This is a genomic window from Brenneria sp. L4-2C, assembly GCF_040240335.1.
Taxonomy (GTDB): domain Bacteria; phylum Pseudomonadota; class Gammaproteobacteria; order Enterobacterales; family Enterobacteriaceae; genus Brenneria.
This window is the reverse complement of the sequence record NZ_JBEIAC010000001.1, coordinates 406929-425312: the sequence shown is the minus strand read 5'-3', so window position 1 is coordinate 425312 and position 18384 is coordinate 406929. Positions and strand designations below refer to the sequence as shown.

Below are 18384 nucleotides of genomic sequence, written 5' to 3'. Positions count from 1 at the left end.
ACGCGTTATCATCACCGACAGTACAGGACGCCGGTATAGCCGGCGTCAATTTTTATCGCTATGGGCCAGGCTCATACGAATACAACCGAGAGAATGATGTTTTGAATTATCAGTTGATCACGACCGACGCCGGGTTAAAAGAAATTTGCACGCAGGCGCGCCAGTATAAACAGGTTGCGCTGGATACCGAATTCGTCAGAACGCGTACTTACTACCCGCAACTTGGGCTGATCCAATTGTATGACGGCGAACGGCTTTCGCTTATCGACCCGTTAACGATAACGGACTGGTCGCCGTTTCAGGCTCTGTTGCGCGATGAGCAGGTCGTCAAATTCCTGCATGCCGGCAGTGAAGATCTGGAGGTTTTTCTGAATGCTTTCGGCATGACGCCGGAGCCGTTTATCGATACTCAGATTCTGGCGGCCTTTTTAGGGAAACCGTTGTCTTACGGTTTCGCCGCGCTGGTGGCGGAATATATGAACGTCGAGCTGGATAAAAGCGAGTCGAGGACGGATTGGATTGCTCGCCCGTTGAGTGAAAAACAGTGTGACTATGCCGCCGCGGACGTGTTCTATCTGCTGCCGATGGCGCTCAAACTGGTGGAGGAAACGCAGGCCGCCGGTTGGATGAACGCGGCGTTGGATGAATGCCGTTCGCTGTGTCAGCGTAAGCAGGAGATCCTGGAGCCGGCGTTGGCCTATCGCGAGATCGGCAACGCCTGGCAGTTGCGCGGACGGCATCTGGCTTGCCTTCAGCGGCTGGCCGAGTGGCGCTTGCGTAAAGCGCGCGAGCGGGATAGCGCGGTGAATTTTGTCGTGCGTGAAGAGAACCTGTGGCAGGTGGCGCGCTTTATGCCCGCATCGCTGGGCGAGCTGGATTCGCTGGGGCTGAGCGGCCCGGAAATTCGCTATCATGGCAAAACGCTGCTGGCGATGGTTGAGCAAACTAAAGACTTGACTGACGAAGCCTGTCCGGCGCCGGTGATTAATTTGATCGAGTATCCGGGATATAAAAAAGCGTTTAAAGATATTAAAGCGATGGTACAGCGCGCCGGCGAACGTAGTGGATTATCAACCGAGCTGTTGGCGTCGCGGCGTCAGATTAACCGGCTGCTTAACTGGCACTGGAAATTAAACGGACGGAATGCTGAACCAGAAATGCTGTCAGGCTGGCGCAATGATTTATTCGGTGATGAACTGCGGGTTATTCTTCAGGGATATTAATCGCCATCTGCGGCAATTAAGCTCAAGACGAGTCGTCTTTCCCCCGCGATATCACTTTTCAGCGATAAGCACCCCCCGGAAATAAGCCGGGGGATGCGAGCGGAAGAATCATTTGGGCGTATCTTCCACTTCCGGCAATGTGACGTTCAGTTCCAGCACGGAAATATCATCTCCTTTTTGCTCTAACTGAACATTGACCATTTCAGGATCTATCTGTACATATTTACAGATAACCTCAAGAATATCCCGCTTTAATTGCGGCAGATAATGGGGTTCGCTATCTCCCCGGCGTCGCTCCGCGACAATAATTTGCAGCCGTTCCTTGGCAATATTAGCCGTCGCTTTTTTACGGGACAGAAAGAAGTCGAGTAATGCCATAATTTATCCCCCAAAAAGGCGTTTAAGGAAACTTTTCTTCTCTTCTTCAACGAAGCGGAAGGGCCGATCTTCGCCTAACAGCCGATCCACCGTATCCGCATAGGCTTTACCTGCATCGGCGGCGTCATCGAGAATAACCGGCTCGCCCTGGTTGGACGCGCGCAGCACTGACTGATCTTCCGGGATCACGCCCAGCAGAGGGATGCGCAGAATCTCCAGCACGTCTTCCATGCTCAGCATATCGCCGCGGCTGACCCGACCTGGATTATAGCGGGTTAACAGCAGGTGCTCTTTAATCGGCTCTTCCGAACGTTCCGCCCGGCGCGATTTCGACGACAGGATGCCAAGAATCCGGTCGGAGTCGCGTACGGAAGAAACCTCGGGGTTGGTGGTGATAATGGCTTCATCGGCAAAATACAGCGCCATCAGCGCCCCGGTTTCGATCCCTGCCGGCGAATCACAGACGATGAAATCAAATTCCATTGCGTGCAGGCCGTCCAGCACTTTTTCAACCCCTTCGCGGGTAAGGGCATCTTTATCACGGGTTTGCGACGCAGGCAAAATATAGAGGTTATCGGTGCGTTTATCTTTTATCAGCGCCTGATTTAACGTCGCATCACCTTGAATAACATTAACAAAATCATAAACCACCCGGCGCTCACATCCCATGATCAGGTCGAGGTTACGCAGACCGATGTCAAAATCGATGACAACCGTCTTTTTTCCTTTCTGGGCTAAACCGGTAGCAATGGCCGCGCTTGAAGTGGTCTTGCCAACGCCCCCTTTACCCGATGTAACAACAATGATGCGTGCCATAAATGTTTCCTTGTCAAAGGGCTTAGTCTAAAGGTTGTATGTTCAATACATTGTCCAGCAGGTTCAGGTTGATCCTGACCGCCTGTCCGGAATAAGAAGCGGGTATCTGATCGCTTAGCCAGTAACGGCCGGCAATGGATACCAACTCTGCGGCCAGATGCGTGCAAAAAATCTGGCTTTGCACATCGCCGGAAACGCCCGCCAGGGCACGGCCACGCATCATGCCGTAAATATGAATATTACCGTCAGCGATAACTTCCGCGCCGGCGCTGACGCCGTTGGTGATAATCAGATCGCTGTTCCGGGCATAAATCTGCTGGCCGGAACGAACAGGCGTATTAACGACTTTGGTTTTCACCACGGAAGGGGGCGCGACGACAGGGTCGAGCGCCCGACGTTGCGCTTTCCCTTCACTTAACAGAGGCAACCCGGCCTGGGTAATCGCCTGTTTTAACTGTGGGTCTTTGCATCCGCTGATGCCGACGACGCGCAGTCCTGTCGATGAAATAGCCTGTTGTAATTTTATCCAGTCGGTTTCCGCCGTGAGGGCGGCGACATTAATGACAACAGGGGCATTCTTCAGAAAAGCCGGCGCTTGCTCAATCTTTTCCTGTAATGCCTGATAAATTACCTCGGGTTGGGAATCATGCAAATGAACAACCGATAAGGTAAAGCTGCTGCCTTTTAGCTCAATTGGCGTTTGTGACATCTATCCTGACTCAGTTTCAGCATCTTTTAATCCCTAGAGTAACATTTGAGGCATGATATTCCAGAGCGCTGTAAGCATGTTATAGTCACAATTATATACAGGCAAGACGCCATTCTCATTAAATAGAGTAAAAAAAATGTTTTGTGTGATCTATCGAAGTTCCAAACGCGATCAAACCTATCTTTATGTCGAAAAAAAAGACGATTTTTCCCGCGTGCCGGAAGAATTGATGAAGAGTTTCGGTAAGCCGCATTTAGCGATGTTATTGCCGCTGGACGGCAGCAAGAAATTGGTCAATGCCGATATTGAAAAAGTTAAACAGGCGATCAAGGAACAGGGTTTTTATCTACAGGTTCCTCCGCCGCCGGAAAATTTATTAAAGACGATCTTATAAATGTAAAAAAACAATACCGGGGTATATTTTCGGATAATTCCCCAAAGGTAATATCCCTGAGTTTGTCATGCCGGACAGAAATCCAGTGTTTAAAATCGGGTTTTGCTGCAAATGACGCTGATCGCCGGGACATTTGCGCGTCAGCGGCCGCCGTGTGAAACCGGTGAACGGCGGCGGGGCGAAAAGGTCGGCGCATCGATCGCCGTCGATCCAATGCCCGCCGCCGTAAAATACGCGTCGCAGTTAGCGGTCGGCGTCATCTCCCCGGCCAATTTTATGCCGATGCCGTCGTCCAACTATCTGGCCGGCGTCGACAACATGACGGCATCCTGAGACCGGTTGAGAAAATCCACAGCGGTAAGGCCGTCGACGCGTCAGCCTGAATGGCGTTATTTAATGTAATGGACGTGCCGACAGATTTCCTCCACGATCTCATCACGTTTTTCCGCAAATAATTTTTTATTTTCCTCTATCAGATTATTCCCCGCGGTATCAATGGATACAATTAATGGGCCGAAATTTTTCACCCGGCAAACCCATAATGATTCAGGCATGCCTAATTCCATCCAATGGACTTCTTCTATTTCCTCAACCTGCGTGGCCGCTAATACTGCGCATCCCGCGGGAAATATTGCATGTAAGGCTTTATGCGCGATACAGCCTTGTTCGGTATTCGGCCCCATGCCGCCTTTGCCGACGATGAGTTTTACGCCGGTTGCGGCAATAAAATCTTTTTCGTATTTTTCCATCCGCATACTTGTCGTCGGGCCGACGGAAACCATTTCCCACTTGTCGCCGTTTTTCCTGACGATAGGTCCGGCATGAAATATCGCTTTACCCTGCAAATCAATCGGCAATTCACGTTTTGCTTCAATTAGACGGCGATGACAAACATCACGGCAGGTCACAAGGGTGCCATTAAGGTAAATCACATCGCCGGCTTTGATATCAGCCAGATCTTCATCTTTGATGGGCGTAGTTAATACCTTGTTCATAGCGAAGTCCCCCGATGAGAAATATTTTCATAGGTCATATCCGCGTGAATTAATAATGTTCCCCGGCGATGCGCCCAGCAGCCGGTAGAAACCGCTACGCCGATGGTTGAAGGATGACGGGCGGCGGACTCTATATGGACGCCCATAACGGATGTTTTGCCGGTCAGCCCTTGAGGACCGATACCCAGTTGGTTCAACCCATCTTCCAGCCTTTTTTCCAGTTCGGCCGCTTTGGGGTTGGCGTGATGCGTGCCGATGGGCCTTAAGATGGCTTTGCGGGAAAGTACGGCGGCGGTTTCTACCGAGGTGGCGATGCCGATGCCGACCAGCACCGGAGGACAGGCATTGACGGCTAACGTTGAGATATTTTCAAAGACGAACTTGACCACGCCTTCATAACCTTCGGACGGCATCAGCACCTTTGAACGGCCTGGCAAAGTACAGCCGCCGCCCGCCATATACACTTCAATTTCGGCCTGATTGCCGTCAGGAATTAAATCCCAGGTCACCCAGGGAACGCCCGATCCGGTATTAGTCGTGGTATTGAATTCATCAAAAATCTCGACGGCGTTGTGACGAAGCGGCGCTTTTATCGTCGCGGTTTCAACGGCTGTTTTTAAAATAGATTGTAATTCGGCTAATAAGGGAAAACGCGTACCGGCCTTGACGAAAAACATAATTTCGCCGGTATCCTGGCAGGCGGGTCGATTCAGCGCTATGGCTTTTTCCATATTCTCGAACATCGTGTCATAGATGGTTTTTGCCATCCCCTCATTTTCTATCTTGCGTAATGCCGCTAATTTTTTAACGACATCGTTCGGCATGCGGGTTGAAATCATGGCGGTAAACCGGGCGATAATATCGGTCAGCTTTTCCACATTTTGATATTTATCTTGTTGTCGGATCATTGACATGCTCCAGTATGAATAATCGCGGGTAGGTTGTGCTATTAATGGCTATTTTTATCAAAGGTCATCAGCAAGCTAACACAAAGTGTGTGGTTTATCGGTGAATGGAAGTATGAATATAGGATTCACGATTCATGAAGTCAGAATTTATCTACGCTATAAGCGACTTAGCTTGATTCGACGGTGGTTGCTCGATTTATCCAACGGCATGAGTTAACCATGATGGAACAATTTTTTGATGTTTGATTTACCTGGCGATGGCGGATAAACAATACCGCGTGACAGGTTTCACATAAGCGGATTTTGTCATGTTATTTTAAATAACCATGAATTACGGTCTGTGGCATAACCTTTCCTGCGCAGGATAACGTTTTTGATGAACAGCCGATTTCCCATTCCCAAAGATTTGCAGGTATTGACTACGGTGGTTGATAAAGGCAGCCTTGCCGCCGCCGCGGATGAGTTAGGGCAAACGCCTGCTTTTGTCACTAAACGGATACAGTTTTTAGAAAATCAACTGGGGGTGAAACTATTGCACCGCTCGTCGCACGGCATCGCGTTGACGGATATCGGTAAGCTGGTATACCAACGCGGCGGCGATATCCTTGAGCAGTTGCAGAGCTTGCTTGACGCCGTCTCTCAGGTGAAGACCGAACCGAAAGGGCTGGTTCGTATCGGGTGCAGTTTCGGCTTCGGGCGTAATTATATTGCGCCGGCGATTACGCAGCTTATGGAGCAATACCCGGAGTTGCAGATACATTTTGAACTCTTTGACCGGCAAATTGATTTGCATAAAGACAATATCGATCTTGATATCCGCATTAACGATGACATCGCCGACAGTTGTATCGCCCGGCTTCTAACCAAAAACCAACGCATACTTTGCGCTTCGCCGCAATATATACGCCAGCGGGGAGTGCCGGCGTCGCTCGCCGAATTACAACAACATGACTGTTTGATCACGAAAGAACGCGATCAAACCGTGGGGGTTTGGGAATTGGAGAACGAGCAAGGGCGGAAGTCGGTAAAGGTGTCCGGCCATTTATCTTCCAATAGCGGGGAAATTGTTCTGCGCTGGGCTCTTGAGGGGAAAGGAATTATGTTACGCTCTCTGTGGGATATCGCCCCGTTGCTTAAAGATGGCTCATTAATCAGAGTATTGCCGGCATATGCGCAAAGTGCCAATATCTGGGCGGTGTACCAGACGCCATTATATGCGTCTGCAAAGCTCCGGGCCTGCGTCGAACATTTTGCTCGCTATTGTCGGCAACAGAAATTTTGATGTTTGCTTTCGCGGCGGTGTAGATTGGCGTAGCGTCGGCTGATGAGATTCAGGGGCGTTTGGCGCCGGCATGCGAAAAACTGATTTGTCCAAACGTCCGGATGGCTTTGTTATCGGCATCGGCTGATAACCGCGACGGAACCTAATGTTAAATGATGACGCTTGTCGCGATTTCATGGCGATAAGGGGAATTTTACCCCACTGACGGGGCAGGAGATGATTCATGTATCAACACAGAGACTGGCAGGGCGCGCTGCTCGACTTCCCGGTGAATAAAGTGGTGTGCGTCGGCAGCAACTATTCGGCGCATATCAAGGAAATGGGGAACGCTACGCCAGCGGAGCCGGTGCTATTCATTAAACCTGAAACCTCGCTGTGCGATTTGCGTCAACCCGTGGCTATTCCAAAAAACCTGGGCGCCGTTCATCATGAAGTCGAACTGGCGGTACTGATCGGCACGCCGTTAAAACAAGCCACTGAAGAGCGCGTAGCGCGCGCGATCGCGGGCTATGGCGTCGCGCTGGATTTGACCCTGCGCGACTTGCAGTCTCAATTCAAGAAGGCAGGGCAGCCGTGGGAAAAAGCGAAAGCGTTCGACGGTTCCTGTCCCATCTCCGGTTTTATTCCGGTAGCCGAATTCGGCGACCCGCAGCAGACCGATCTGGGCGTGAAGGTGAATGAGGAAGTTCGCCAGCAGGGGAATACCCGTGACATGATTACGCCGATCCTGCCATTGATTGCCTACATGAGCCGTTTCTTTACTCTGCGGGCCGGAGACATTATCCTGACCGGCACGCCACAGGGCGTAGGGCCGATTCAATCCGGCGATATGCTGAAAATCACCATCAACGATCGCACGCTGAACACCCGCATTATCTGAATGTCGCGCCGCCCGTTCCGACAAGAACGGGCGGTAACCGTTGTCTCCGTCAGCTAAACCCGCTATACAGAGCATCCAATAGAATTAACCGGAAAGAAAAATGACTGAACGCCCTTTTTGGCAGCAAAAAACGTTGTCTGAAATGACTGACGACGAATGGGAGTCGCTGTGCGATGGCTGCGGTCAGTGCTGTTTGAATAAACTGATTGATGAAGATACGGAAGAAATTTACTTCACCAACGTAGCCTGTAATCAGTTGAATATAAAGAGCTGTCAATGCCGTAATTATGCTCGTCGCTTCGAGTATGAGCCGGATTGCATCAAACTCACGCGGGAAAACTTGCTGACCTTTGACTGGCTGCCCTCGACCTGCGCTTATCGTCTGATCCATGAGAAAAAGGGACTGCCTTCATGGCATCCGCTGCTCACGGGATCGAAAGCGGCGATGCACGGCGAGCGTATTTCCGTTCGGCATATCGCCGTGCGCGAAAGCGAAGTGGTTGACTGGCAGGACCATATTCTGAACAAGCCCGAGTGGGCCAGATAACCACTCATTTGCGCCGGGTTTCCGCCTGATATTTTTTGATGGTTATCACAGCGTATGAAGTATGCAGGCGCCGGTGTTTTCCGGCCTGCGTCACATATTTATTTTAAACCTGTCGGCTTTAGCCCGATAAGCCAAAGTCGGCTTGCTTTCCCGATGTGAAAATCCGGGGGTGTTGTATACTTTGAATACAGCAATGGACGGATAAAAGGGGGGGCAGATGATTAACTTTGAAAAGATGATTCTAGGCTACAGCGATCAGTACGCTGATTTTGCTGCTTCCACGATAGCATTCATGGAAAGCCAGAAAAAACAGATTAATGCTGAGGAAATTTCGAAAAATATCCCGCCGGAGAAAAGGCAGTATTTCAAAGAAAGATTGAATCATTACAGGGATATTTACGGACCGCAGCAATAACCGACGGATAATAAAACCCGGGTTGACTCTCCCGGGTTTTTTTGTGCTTACTCGCTGACTTTTCAGCGACTGAAAAGATCGCGACGCTTCGGACGAAAGGGCTGTGCGATCAATACCAGCACGCCGACCAACAGGTAGGCCGCGAAGATACCGATCAGCCACTGCGGCATTTCCAGCGACAGAAACTGCCATTGGCGATCGGCACAGTCGCCAGTAGCGTTGAAAACGGCGGGGAGCCATTTTTCCAGCGGCAGCCATGACGGGAAACTGACAAAAAAGTCGCAGGTCGTAAAGGGAGACGGATGAAGCTGTATATTGGTGTGCTCCCAGGCCAGACGCAGCCCTTCAAACGCGCTGTATAGCCAAAGCGCGATGGCGGGATAACGCAGCAGACCGGCTGGCGCAATGGCGCCCAGTAACCCGGCGCCCATAACGCCAAAGAGCGCGCAGCGCTGATAAATGCAAAGCACGCAGGGCTTTAGTAGCATTACATGCTGGAAATAAAGGGCGACCAATTCCAAAATCAAGGCTGTCAATGCCAGTAACAACCAGGCACCGCGCCCGCGTGAGCAACGGTTAAGAAATCGCAACATAACAAGTATTCCATGCTAAAAATGATCGAGTCAGCAGTGTAAACCGAATCGGCTTCACCACCATCTTTTCACTGTGCAAAACACCGTAGGTATTTATTTGATTCTCTTCTTTATTCAGCAATGGTTCAACCGTCGTTCATCTGAAGTGGGCCTTTGAGGGGCGATTTTGCATCGCAGGATCTACTATACACGATTGCCATCGCGAATGACTGCCGGATATGCTGCGTGTCGGCGCGGCGTGACTTATGGCGCGGTATTTTAATAATCCGTCAAAGTATATCGATATCGCGATCCGCGGCGTTGTCGGCAGTCACAATTTTATCTTGAATTTATTTCGTGTATGGCCGCGGCGCTATATCATGCCTGGTTCATCTGGTATGATGAGTTCGGCTTTTATCGGTAAATATCGCTACGGAATATCAACTCATGGTCATAAAGGCGCAAAGTCCGGCTGGATTCGCGGAAGAGTATATTATTGAAAGTATATGGAATAACCGCTTCCCGCCGGGGTCGATTTTGCCGGCGGAAAGAGAACTTTCCGAACTGATTGGCGTGACGCGCACCACGTTGCGGGAAGTGCTACAGCGTTTAGCGCGTGACGGCTGGTTAACCATTCAGCATGGCAAACCGACAAAAATCAATAACTTCTGGGAAACGTCGGGGCTGAATATTCTGGAAACGCTGGCTCGCCTCGATCACGACAGCGTCCCGCAACTTATCGATAATCTCCTGTCTGTGCGTACGAACATTGCCGCCATTTTTATCCGGACCGCGTTGCGGCGCCATCCGGAAAAGACGCATGACGTATTAAAGCAAACCGAATCCGTGGACGATGACGCGGACGCCTTCGCGCAGCTTGATTACAACGTACTCCACGGTCTGGCGTTTGCGTCCGGTAATCCGATTTACGGTCTGATTCTGAACGGGCTGAAAGGCATGTATCTGCGCGTCGGGCGTTACTACTTTTCCAATCCCGCAGCGCGCAAGCTGGCGCTGGATTTTTATGGTCGGCTGGGAACCTTGTGCCGGGATGGATTGTATGAGCAGGTTCTGGATGTCGTTCGGCATTACGGTAAAGAAAGCGGCGCTATCTGGCACAGCATGCGCAGCGCTATTCCACAGGATATTGCGGAAATCCGGCGCTAAAAATAAAGGGTATTCAGCCCGTCGCCTGAATACCCCGATGAAATACCTCGACCTTCCCCTCTGCGTCTGAAGCAAGCGCATTCATTACGCGGGGTTGTTTCGCGGCGGACAGCGCTCCAGCAGGTCGACGCTGCCATCGTCGTTCGCCTGTTCCATGAATACCTCGAAACCCCACAAACGATGGACATGTTTCATCACTTCATGACTACTTTTGTCCAGCGGCGCACGGTTATGCGGAATATAACGCAGCGTTAAGGAGCGATTACCGCGTAAGTCGACGTTCCAAACCTGGATGTTAGGTTCAAGATAGCTCAGGTTGTACTGTGCGGATAACTCCTCGCGGATTAAGCGGTAGCCTTCTTCGTCATGGATCGCCGCGATTTCGAGATAGTTATTGCTATCGTCGTCAAGCACGGTAAACAGGCGGAAATCCCGCATCACTTTCGGCGACAGGAACTGGCTGATGAAACTTTCATCTTTAAAATTCTGCATCGCGAAATGAAGCGTATCCAGCCAGTCTTTACCGGCGATCTCCGGGAACCAGTAGCGATCTTCTTCCGTCGGATCCTGACAGATGCGCTTGATGTCCTGGAACATCGCAAAGCCCAGCGCATAAGGGTTGATCCCGCTATAGTAGGGGCTGTTGTACGGCGGTTGGTAAATCACATTGGTGTGGCTATGCAGGAATTCCAGCATGAAACGCTCGGAAACCCGGCCTTCATCGTATAAATGATTAAGAATGGTGTAGTGCCAGAATGTGGCCCATCCCTCATTCATCACCTGCGTCTGTTTTTGCGGATAAAAATACTGGCTGACCTTACGCACAATGCGCAGAATTTCACGTTGCCAGGGCTCCAGCAGCGGCGCGTTCTTCTCCATAAAATAAAGCAGATTTTCCTGCGGTTCCTGCGGGAAGCGGCGGGTACGTTCATGCGCAACGTCTGGTTCGCGGCGGGGCAGCGTTTTCCACAGATCGTTGACCTGACTTTGCAGGTAAGCCTCGCGGCTCTTCTGCCGTGATTTCTCCTCTTCCAACGATATTTTCTGCGGACGTTTGTAACGATCCACGCCATAGTTCATCAGGGCGTGGCATGAATCCAGCAGACGTTCAACCTCTTCCACGCCATAGCGCTCTTCACACTGCGCAATATACTGCCGCGCGAAGATCAGATAATCGACAATCGAGCCGGCATCGGTCCAACTGCGGAACAGATAGTTGCCTTTGAAGAACGAGTTATGCCCGTAGCAGGCATGCGCCATCACCAGCGCCTGCATGGGCATGGTGTTTTCTTCCATCAGATAAGCGATACAGGGATCGGAGTTGATGACGATTTCGTACGCCAATCCTTGTTGCCCATGTTTGTAGCGCTGCTCGGTCTCGATGAATTTTTTGCCGAATGACCAGTGAGAATAGTTAATCGGCATACCTATGCTGGAATAAGCATCCATCATTTGCTCAGAGGTAATCACTTCGATTTGATGAGGATAGGTGTCCAGACGATAAAGTTTCGCTACCCGATCTATTTCATCAAGATAGACCTGCAATAGCTCAAACGACCAGTCTGGCCCGTCATCCAGGCGATTGGTTTTCTTTACCGGGTTATCAGTCGATATAGCCATCAGCGCGCCCCTTACGTGATCGGCCTGCACAAAATCGTACAGACACTATTAATCGTAGCTCAATCTGATAAAAGTGACGTAAAAACGGTAGGTTGGCCGAAAAGATTTACAGAATCGGTATTCATAATATGACGTTATTACGGCGCGCGAACAATAGATAAATGCTATATCTACGCCTGATGACAATTTACGCCTAAATGCTAGAGTAGCCTTTTGTTCCAATATATAAACAGTTAGCCAGCATATTACATGGTCAGTCGGAATCATAAGTGGGAGATAACTAAGCATGCGGGTTGCTATTCTGGGAAGTGGCGTTATTGGCGTGAGTACCGCCTGGTATCTGGCGCAAGCAGGACATGACGTGACCGTGATCGATCGACAGCCGGAGCCTGCGCTTGAAACCAGCGCCGGCAACGCGGGGCAGATCTCGCCGGGATATTCCGCTCCCTGGGCGGCGCCGGGCATACCGTTGAAAGCCGTCAAGTGGCTATTTCAACGCCACGCGCCGCTGGCCATCCGGCCAGACTTTTCGACTGAACAGTTGGGATGGATGTGGCAGATGCTGCTGAATTGCGACAGCCGGCACTATAAAGTCAATAAGGCCCGGATGGTCAGACTGGCCGAATACAGTCGGGATTGCTTACAGGCGCTGCGACAGAAAACCGCTATTCAATACGAGGGGCGACAGGGCGGCACGCTGCAATTGTTTCGCACCGAGCAACAGTATGAAAACGCGGTGCGCGATATTGCGGTGTTAAAGGAGGCGGGCGTTCCGTATCAATTGCTGGAGAAACATCAGCTATCGACGGTCGAGCCGGCGCTGGCCGACGTGACGGATAAGCTCACCGGCGGTCTGCGCCTGCCGAATGATGAAACCGGCGATTGTCAGCTGTTCACCCGCCATCTGGCAACAATGGCCGCGCAGGCCGGCGTGGTATTCCGGTTCGGTCAGGAAGTCAGTCGGCTACAGGTTGAGGGGCAACGGGTAACCGGCGTGCAATGTCGCGATGAAACGATAACGGCGGACGCCTACGTCATGGCCTGCGGCTCCTACTCGGCGGGGCTGTTGCGCCATTGGTTCTCTATTCCGGTGTATCCGCTGAAAGGCTATTCGCTGACCATTCCGCTGACGAATGAAGCGGCGGCGCCGGTTTCCACGGTACTGGACGAAACCTATAAAGTGGCCGTCACGCGTTTTGATCAGCGTATTCGCGTTGGTGGAATGGCGGAAATCGTCGGTTTTAATACCGGGTTGAATGCAAAGCGCAGAGCGACCCTGGAGATGGTGGTGCGCGACCTCTACCCGGACGTGGGGCCGATTGAGCAGGCGACGTTCTGGAGCGGATTGCGCCCGATGACGCCGGACGGCACGCCGTTGGTCGGCCGTTCTCCGCTGAACAATCTTTATCTGAATACCGGCCACGGCACGTTAGGCTGGACGATGGCCTGCGGTTCCGGACAATTGCTGGCCGACATTATTTCAGGTAACGCGCCGGCGATTCAATACGATGATTTATCCGTATTCCGTTACGCCAAAGTTTAATTCCGGGGCAGCTCGGTAAGGCTGCCTTGCAACCCACGGGTTAATAACCTTGCCCGCAAGGCCAGCAAACCCGCGCATAGCATGACTATTGCCAGCGATATCTTCGCCGGCAGCGGTAACGCCATCGCCGCCAGTCCCAGCGCCGCGCCGCCGGCCATCTGAATAAAGCCGGCCAGCGCCGAGGCGATCCCGGCTTCATTCGAGTAGGCTTCCAGCGCGTAGCTGGTGGCGGGGCCGATAAGAAACGCCAGCCCGGCGCAGGCCAGCGCGACCGGCAGCATATAGCTCGGCCAGGTATTCTGTAGCTGGGGCGGCAGCAGGGCCACGCCGGCAATCAGACTCAGCGCACCTGCGCCCATCAACAGGCTTCCCACGCTCAGGCATCGCGGCCGGCCGACTTTTCGGATAATCCGGTTGGCGAAGAAGCTGACCAGCATGATCCAGAGGCCATTGGCGCCGAAGGCCAATGAAAACTGCAATGGGGTTAACCGGGCCTGATTCATCAATACCACGGAAGAGAAGGTCACATAGGTCAGCGCCATGCCCATGGCGCCCGCATTAACCAAGGTGAAGCCTAAAAAGCGGGGATTGGATAGAAGGCGCGTATATTGACGCAGCGGTAACGAACGGGTCGGCAACGTTGAGTCCGGCCGGGTTTCCGGCAGGAAAAAAAAGGTTAACAGCAACACGATCGCGCTGTAGCCCGACAGAAACCAAAAGGGCGCGCGCCAGCCGAACATTTCCGCCAGAAGTCCGCCGATCAACGGCGCCAGGGCCGGGACTATATTCAGCGTTCCGTTAAGAAAACCAAAGGCGCGCGCGGCATCGTCGCCATTCAGCCTGTCGCGTACGCAACTGGAAATCGCCACGCCGGTGCAGCAGACCGCGACGCCCTGAAAAAGTCGGGATAGTACGAAAATGGTCGCATCGGATGCCAATGCCGCCATCATTGCCCCGATGATGTAGAGCGTTACGCCGGCCAACGCCAGCGGACGGCGGCCGTACATATCCACCAGCGGGCCGGTGACCAACTGGCCGAGTCCCATGACCATAATGAAAAGCGCGATGGTTGACTGAATCAGCGCTTCGCCGCTATTCAACCCCTGAGCGATGGCGGGAATCAGCGGTAAATAAATATCGATCCCCAGCGGCCCCAGCAATACCAGCGTCAGCAAGAGAAAAACAAATTTTTGCATGAGAAAACAGAATACTGAATGGACGTTGCCGCTAGGGTAATGTCCGGCGGGAGGGAATGAAAGCGTTATATTTGTGACGGTGTAACGATATCAAAACGCGATCGGCCTTGTGCGGGGAACAGCTTGCCGCGTTATTGCTGGAGCGAAAGGGATCCGTTAGCATAAAATCAGCCAGGGAAAGGTGTTAACTGGCTGATTTATATCATGCTAATGGCCAACGGTTTGCTTGCGGAACAGTTCTCTGAATACCGGATAGATGTCATCCGGATCGCGAATATGCTGCATGGCGAAATTATCAAACTCATCATGCAACATCTCATACTCACGCCATAACGTTTGATGCGAGCGCCGGGTGATTTCAATATAGCTGTAATAGCGCACGATGGGCAGCAGCTGATTCGCCAGGATCTGGTGGCACAACGGTGAATCGTCGGCCCAGTTATCGCCGTCCGAGGCCTGTGCCGCATAGATATTCCATTGCGCCGGATCGTAACGCTCGTGTACCACTTCTTCCATCAGCTTCAATGCGCTGGAGACAATGGTGCCGCCCGTTTCCTGAGAATAGAAAAACTCTTGCTCATCAACCTCTTTCGCCTGGGTATGGTGACGAATATAGACCACCTCGACGTTTTTATAACTTCTGCTGAGAAACAGATAGAGCAGAATATAAAAGCGCTTGGCCATATCTTTGGTGGCCTGATCCATCGAGCCTGAAACATCCATCAGACAGAACATCACCGCCTGACTGGAAGGTTCGGGCCGCCGCTCGTAGTTTTTGTAGCGAAGGTCGAACGTATCGATAAACGGCACGCGGGCAATCTTCTGACGCAGTTCAGCGATATCCTGACGCAGCCGTTCTTCCTCCAGCAACTGAACCGGCTCGCTATGCTCCAGTTGCTCCAGCGTTTCCTCCAGCGCGTGCAGCTCCCTGCGTTTCCCCGCGGTCATCGCCATACGGCGGGCCAGGGAGTTTTGCAACGAGCGCACGACGCTGATGTTGGCGGGAACGCCGTTAGCCGTATAACCCGCACGATGCGTTTTGTACTCGGTAAGCTGGCGGTGCTGCGTTTTTTTCAGATTCGGCAGCGCCAAATCCTCAAACAGCAGATCCAGATATTCATCCTTGGAAATCTGGAAGACGAATTCATCCTGACCCTCGCCATCTTTGCTGGCATCGCCCTGACCGGAACCGCCGCCGCCACCTCCTTGTGGCCGCTCGACGCGATCGTTCTGTACAAAATGATCGTTCCCCGGATGGACGCGGTGGCGTCGTCCGCCGCGTCCCTGATGAAACATCGGTTCGTTGATGTCCCCATTGGGAATTGAGACGGACTCTCCACTTTCGATATCAGTCACCGAACGCTTGTTAATGGCCTCGGCAATCGACTGTTTTATTTGCGACTTGTAACGGCGCAGAAAGCGCTGGCGGTTCACCATGCTTTTGTTCTTGCCGTTTAGCCGTCGATCAATGAAATAGGCCATACTTCCCCCACGCGACATTGCCAACGTCATGCATCATTATGATGATTTCCTCACCCGCAGATACCATTCGCACAGCAAACGTACCTGTTTGCGGGTGTAGCCTTTCTCCATCATACGATCGACGAAGTCATCATGTTTCTTCTGTTCATCCGTTGAGGTTTTGGTATTAAACGAAATCACCGGCAACAGCTCTTCGGTGTTGGAGAACATTTTCTTCTCGATCACCGTCCGCAATTTCTCGTAACTGGTCCAGTTCGGATTGCGGCCGTTGTTGTTGGCGCGGGCGCGCAAAACAAAATTGACGATTTCGTTGCGGAAATCCTTGGGATTACTGATACCCGCCGGTTTCTCGATTTTTTCCAGCTCGGCATTGAGCGATTCCCGGTCAAACAATTGGCCGGTATCCGGGTCGCGATACTCCTGATCCTGGATCCAGAAGTCTGCATAGGTGACATAACGATCAAAGATGTTTTGTCCGTATTCAGAGTAGGATTCCAGATAGGCGGTTTGAATCTCTTTGCCGATGAATTCCGCGTACTTGGGCGTCAGATATCCCTTCAGGTGCTCAAGATATTTTTCCGCCTGTTCTTGCGGGAACTGTTCACGCTCAATTTGTTGCTCCAGCACGTAGAACAGATGTACCGGGTTGGCGGCCACTTCACTGTGATCGAAGTTAAATACCCGGGAAAGTATCTTAAAGGCGAAACGGGTTGAAAGGCCGTTCATGCCTTCGTCCACGCCCGCGTAATCGCGATATTCCTGATAAGACTTCGCTTTCGGGTCGGTATCTTTCAGGCTTTCTCCGTCATAAACGCGCATCTTGGAATAAATGCTGGAGTTTTCCGGTTCTTTCAAGCGCGACAAAATCGAGAAGCGGGCCAGCGTTTCCAGCGTGCCGGGGGCGCAAGGCGCATGAGAGAGCTCGCTGTGGTTTAGCAGCTTGTCATAGATCTTGACCTCTTCGGAAACACGCAGGCAATAAGGCACCTTCACGATGTAGACACGGTCGAGGAACGCCTCATTGTTTTTGTTGTTGCGGAATTGCACCCATTCCGATTCATTGGAGTGGGCCAGAATAATGCCGTTGAACGGCAGAGCGGCGATGCCTTCCGTACCGTTGTAGTTGCCTTCCTGCGTCGCGGTCAGCAGCGGGTGCAGCACCTTGATAGGCGCCTTGAACATTTCCACGAACTCCATAATACCCTGGTTGGCCCGGCACAGCGCGCCGGAGTAACCGTAGGCGTCGGGGTCGTTCTGGGCGTAATGTTCCAGCTTACGGATATCCACTTTCCCGACCAACGCCGAAATATCCTGATTGTTTTCATCCCCGGGTTCGGTTTTGGCAATCGCCACCTGAGCCAGGATGGACGGCCATACCTTGATGACCTTGAATTTCGTGATGTCGCCGCCGAACTCCTGAAGACGCTTGGCCGCCCACGGCGACATGATGGTGCCCAGATAGCGCCGCGGTATGCCATACTCTTTCTCAAGAATCGCCGCGTCTTCCTGTGGATTGAAGAGACATAACGGGTGATCGTTAACCGGACTACGTTCGCCGTTCGCGCTGAGAATATAAATAGGGACGCGCTGCATCAGCACTTTCAGGCGTTCCGCCAGCGAGGATTTACCCCCGCCGACCGGTCCCAGCAGATACAGGATTTGTTTCTTCTCCTCCAATCCTTGCGCGGCGTGTTTCAGGTAAGACACGATTTGCTCTATGGCGTCTTCCATACCATAGAACTCTTCGAAAGCAGGATAACGAGCAATGATCCGGTTTGAAAACAAACGGGATAGGCGCGACTCATGGGCGGTATCCACCATCACGGGTTCACCGATGGCCATTAGCAATCGTTCAGCAGCGTTGGCATACGCACTCCGATCCTGCTGACAGATAGTAAGGAATTCCTGCAATGTGAACTCTTCATCCTTGGCAGCGTCATAGCGCTGACGGTAGTGATCAAATATGTTCATAGCGATGCCCGTCCTTCGTCGATTAGCACAGATTAAGAGAGCGTGTAGAGTGCGTACTGCCTATAATATTGCTCCCCGAAAGAAGAAATCCCCCTGAGTACAGCAACCCTTATGCCAACTTGTGGTATGAAGAGAATATCATGGTTTTACCCATTACCGCCGCCTCGGAAAAACTTCGCCTTCTGTATTAAAGCGTAGTTTGCATCCGTAAAATTTCCTCTACTCAGCGGAGATATTTTTAAGATATTTCAATGACTCACTTCTCGGCAATAACCTGTAATATCAC

The 18384-nt window shown here is 51.9% G+C and carries 19 protein-coding genes; 9 read left to right on the top strand and 10 right to left on the bottom strand.

Features of this window, described 5'->3' with window-relative positions; genetic code table 11:
* Window positions 1-101: 101 nt before the first annotated feature.
* The gene (gene rnd, locus ABRZ26_RS01955) at window positions 102-1223 is read left to right on the top strand and encodes a ribonuclease D (RefSeq protein WP_319602566.1); all 1122 of its coding nucleotides are present in this window, start codon (window positions 102-104) and stop codon (window positions 1221-1223) included.
* Window positions 1224-1331: 108 nt separating this feature from the next.
* Here rnd and minE read toward each other — a convergent pair whose 3' ends face one another.
* From minE to minC, 3 genes are read right to left on the bottom strand one after another with little or no spacing between them, the layout of a single operon-like run.
* Complete coding sequence (gene minE / locus ABRZ26_RS01950) at window positions 1332-1601, bottom strand: cell division topological specificity factor MinE (RefSeq protein ID WP_239784647.1); 270 nt, start codon at window positions 1599-1601, stop codon at window positions 1332-1334.
* Between the two features lie 3 nt (window positions 1602-1604).
* Window positions 1605-2417 carry a septum site-determining protein MinD gene (gene minD / locus ABRZ26_RS01945; protein WP_319602565.1) on the bottom strand — a complete coding sequence of 271 codons (813 nt, stop codon included), beginning with the start codon at window positions 2415-2417 and terminating at the stop codon, window positions 1605-1607.
* Window positions 2418-2439: 22 nt separating this feature from the next.
* On the bottom strand, window positions 2440-3126 hold the full coding sequence (minC, locus tag ABRZ26_RS01940) for a septum site-determining protein MinC (protein WP_319602564.1): 687 nt from the start codon (window positions 3124-3126) through the stop codon (window positions 2440-2442).
* 136 nt (window positions 3127-3262) lie between these two features.
* Here minC and ABRZ26_RS01935 point away from each other — a divergent pair, with 136 nt between their 5' ends.
* A complete protein-coding gene (locus ABRZ26_RS01935) occupies window positions 3263-3520 on the top strand; it encodes a YcgL domain-containing protein (RefSeq protein ID WP_319602563.1) in 258 nt (85 codons plus the stop codon).
* Window positions 3521-3631: 111 nt separating this feature from the next.
* Complete coding sequence (locus ABRZ26_RS01930; protein WP_319602562.1) at window positions 3632-3853, top strand: hypothetical protein; 222 nt, start codon at window positions 3632-3634, stop codon at window positions 3851-3853.
* Between the two features lie 56 nt (window positions 3854-3909).
* Here the strand turns inward: ABRZ26_RS01930 and ttdB are convergent, their stop codons facing one another.
* Complete coding sequence (gene ttdB, locus ABRZ26_RS01925) at window positions 3910-4515, bottom strand: L(+)-tartrate dehydratase subunit beta (protein WP_319602561.1); 606 nt, start codon at window positions 4513-4515, stop codon at window positions 3910-3912.
* Window positions 4512-5423 (bottom strand): L(+)-tartrate dehydratase subunit alpha, encoded by a 912-nt coding sequence (gene ttdA, locus ABRZ26_RS01920; RefSeq protein ID WP_319602560.1) that lies wholly within the window; start codon window positions 5421-5423, stop codon window positions 4512-4514. Before ttdA ends, ttdB begins: the two co-directional genes overlap by 4 nt.
* Window positions 5424-5799: 376 nt before the next feature.
* Here ttdA and ttdR point away from each other — a divergent pair, with 376 nt between their 5' ends.
* The 4 genes from ttdR to ABRZ26_RS01900 all read left to right on the top strand — a co-directional run bounded on the left by ttdR (window position 5800) and on the right by ABRZ26_RS01900 (window position 8547).
* On the top strand, window positions 5800-6705 hold the full coding sequence (gene ttdR / locus ABRZ26_RS01915; RefSeq protein ID WP_319602924.1) for an L-tartrate utilization transcriptional activator TtdR: 906 nt from the start codon (window positions 5800-5802) through the stop codon (window positions 6703-6705).
* 223 nt (window positions 6706-6928) lie between these two features.
* Entirely contained in the window at window positions 6929-7585 is a 657-nt protein-coding gene (locus ABRZ26_RS01910) for a fumarylacetoacetate hydrolase family protein (protein ID WP_319602559.1), read from the top strand.
* Window positions 7586-7685: 100 nt separating this feature from the next.
* Window positions 7686-8132 (top strand): cysteine cluster protein YcgN, encoded by a 447-nt coding sequence (gene ycgN, locus ABRZ26_RS01905; protein WP_319602558.1) that lies wholly within the window; start codon window positions 7686-7688, stop codon window positions 8130-8132.
* A 217-nt stretch (window positions 8133-8349) separates the two neighbouring features.
* The gene (locus ABRZ26_RS01900; RefSeq protein ID WP_319602557.1) at window positions 8350-8547 is read left to right on the top strand and encodes a DNA polymerase III subunit theta; all 198 of its coding nucleotides are present in this window, start codon (window positions 8350-8352) and stop codon (window positions 8545-8547) included.
* A 62-nt stretch (window positions 8548-8609) separates the two neighbouring features.
* On the opposite strand, the gene dsbB is transcribed toward ABRZ26_RS01900, so the two are convergent.
* Window positions 8610-9140 (bottom strand): disulfide bond formation protein DsbB, encoded by a 531-nt coding sequence (gene dsbB, locus ABRZ26_RS01895; RefSeq protein ID WP_319602556.1) that lies wholly within the window; start codon window positions 9138-9140, stop codon window positions 8610-8612.
* Between the two features lie 426 nt (window positions 9141-9566).
* Here dsbB and fadR point away from each other — a divergent pair, with 426 nt between their 5' ends.
* Window positions 9567-10286, top strand: a complete 720-nt coding sequence (gene fadR, locus ABRZ26_RS01890; protein ID WP_319602555.1) for a fatty acid metabolism transcriptional regulator FadR — start codon at window positions 9567-9569, stop codon at window positions 10284-10286.
* A gap of 84 nt (window positions 10287-10370) precedes the next feature.
* On the opposite strand, the gene ABRZ26_RS01885 is transcribed toward fadR, so the two are convergent.
* Window positions 10371-11906 carry a SpoVR family protein gene (locus tag ABRZ26_RS01885; protein WP_319602554.1) on the bottom strand — a complete coding sequence of 512 codons (1536 nt, stop codon included), beginning with the start codon at window positions 11904-11906 and terminating at the stop codon, window positions 10371-10373.
* A gap of 286 nt (window positions 11907-12192) precedes the next feature.
* Here ABRZ26_RS01885 and ABRZ26_RS01880 point away from each other — a divergent pair, with 286 nt between their 5' ends.
* Window positions 12193-13449 (top strand): D-amino acid dehydrogenase, encoded by a 1257-nt coding sequence (locus ABRZ26_RS01880; RefSeq protein ID WP_319602553.1) that lies wholly within the window; start codon window positions 12193-12195, stop codon window positions 13447-13449.
* Here ABRZ26_RS01880 and ABRZ26_RS01875 read toward each other — a convergent pair.
* The 3 genes from ABRZ26_RS01875 to yeaG form a co-directional block, all read right to left on the bottom strand.
* On the bottom strand, window positions 13446-14645 hold the full coding sequence (locus ABRZ26_RS01875; protein WP_319602552.1) for a multidrug effflux MFS transporter: 1200 nt from the start codon (window positions 14643-14645) through the stop codon (window positions 13446-13448). The genes ABRZ26_RS01880 and ABRZ26_RS01875 overlap by 4 nt on opposite strands.
* Before the next feature lie 207 nt (window positions 14646-14852).
* Complete coding sequence (locus tag ABRZ26_RS01870; RefSeq protein WP_319602551.1) at window positions 14853-16127, bottom strand: YeaH/YhbH family protein; 1275 nt, start codon at window positions 16125-16127, stop codon at window positions 14853-14855.
* A gap of 36 nt (window positions 16128-16163) precedes the next feature.
* A complete protein-coding gene (yeaG, locus tag ABRZ26_RS01865) occupies window positions 16164-18098 on the bottom strand; it encodes a protein kinase YeaG (protein ID WP_319602550.1) in 1935 nt (644 codons plus the stop codon).
* Between the last annotated feature and the right edge of the window lie 286 nt (window positions 18099-18384).

Bases quoted from the DNA above. Each gene is read 5' to 3' on its own strand.
- minE (WP_239784647.1), bottom strand. From the start codon at position 1,601: ATGGCATTACTCGACTTCTTTCTGTCCCGTAAAAAAGCGACGGCTAAT.
- ycgN (WP_319602558.1), top strand. From the start codon at position 7,686: ATGACTGAACGCCCTTTTTGGCAGCAAAAAACGTTGTCTGAAATGACT.
- ttdB (WP_319602561.1), bottom strand. From the start codon at position 4,515: ATGAACAAGGTATTAACTACGCCCATCAAAGATGAAGATCTGGCTGAT.
- ABRZ26_RS01885 (WP_319602554.1), bottom strand. From the start codon at position 11,906: ATGGCTATATCGACTGATAACCCGGTAAAGAAAACCAATCGCCTGGAT.
- dsbB (WP_319602556.1), bottom strand. From the start codon at position 9,140: ATGTTGCGATTTCTTAACCGTTGCTCACGCGGGCGCGGTGCCTGGTTG.
- ABRZ26_RS01870 (WP_319602551.1), bottom strand. From the start codon at position 16,127: ATGGCCTATTTCATTGATCGACGGCTAAACGGCAAGAACAAAAGCATG.
- fadR (WP_319602555.1), top strand. From the start codon at position 9,567: ATGGTCATAAAGGCGCAAAGTCCGGCTGGATTCGCGGAAGAGTATATT.
- ABRZ26_RS01880 (WP_319602553.1), top strand. From the start codon at position 12,193: ATGCGGGTTGCTATTCTGGGAAGTGGCGTTATTGGCGTGAGTACCGCC.
- ttdR (WP_319602924.1), top strand. From the start codon at position 5,800: ATGAACAGCCGATTTCCCATTCCCAAAGATTTGCAGGTATTGACTACG.
- ABRZ26_RS01930 (WP_319602562.1), top strand. From the start codon at position 3,632: ATGACGCTGATCGCCGGGACATTTGCGCGTCAGCGGCCGCCGTGTGAA.
- ABRZ26_RS01935 (WP_319602563.1), top strand. From the start codon at position 3,263: ATGTTTTGTGTGATCTATCGAAGTTCCAAACGCGATCAAACCTATCTT.
- ABRZ26_RS01910 (WP_319602559.1), top strand. From the start codon at position 6,929: ATGTATCAACACAGAGACTGGCAGGGCGCGCTGCTCGACTTCCCGGTG.
- ABRZ26_RS01875 (WP_319602552.1), bottom strand. From the start codon at position 14,645: ATGCAAAAATTTGTTTTTCTCTTGCTGACGCTGGTATTGCTGGGGCCG.
- minD (WP_319602565.1), bottom strand. From the start codon at position 2,417: ATGGCACGCATCATTGTTGTTACATCGGGTAAAGGGGGCGTTGGCAAG.
- ttdA (WP_319602560.1), bottom strand. From the start codon at position 5,423: ATGATCCGACAACAAGATAAATATCAAAATGTGGAAAAGCTGACCGAT.
- yeaG (WP_319602550.1), bottom strand. From the start codon at position 18,098: ATGAACATATTTGATCACTACCGTCAGCGCTATGACGCTGCCAAGGAT.
- ABRZ26_RS01900 (WP_319602557.1), top strand. From the start codon at position 8,350: ATGATTAACTTTGAAAAGATGATTCTAGGCTACAGCGATCAGTACGCT.
- minC (WP_319602564.1), bottom strand. From the start codon at position 3,126: ATGTCACAAACGCCAATTGAGCTAAAAGGCAGCAGCTTTACCTTATCG.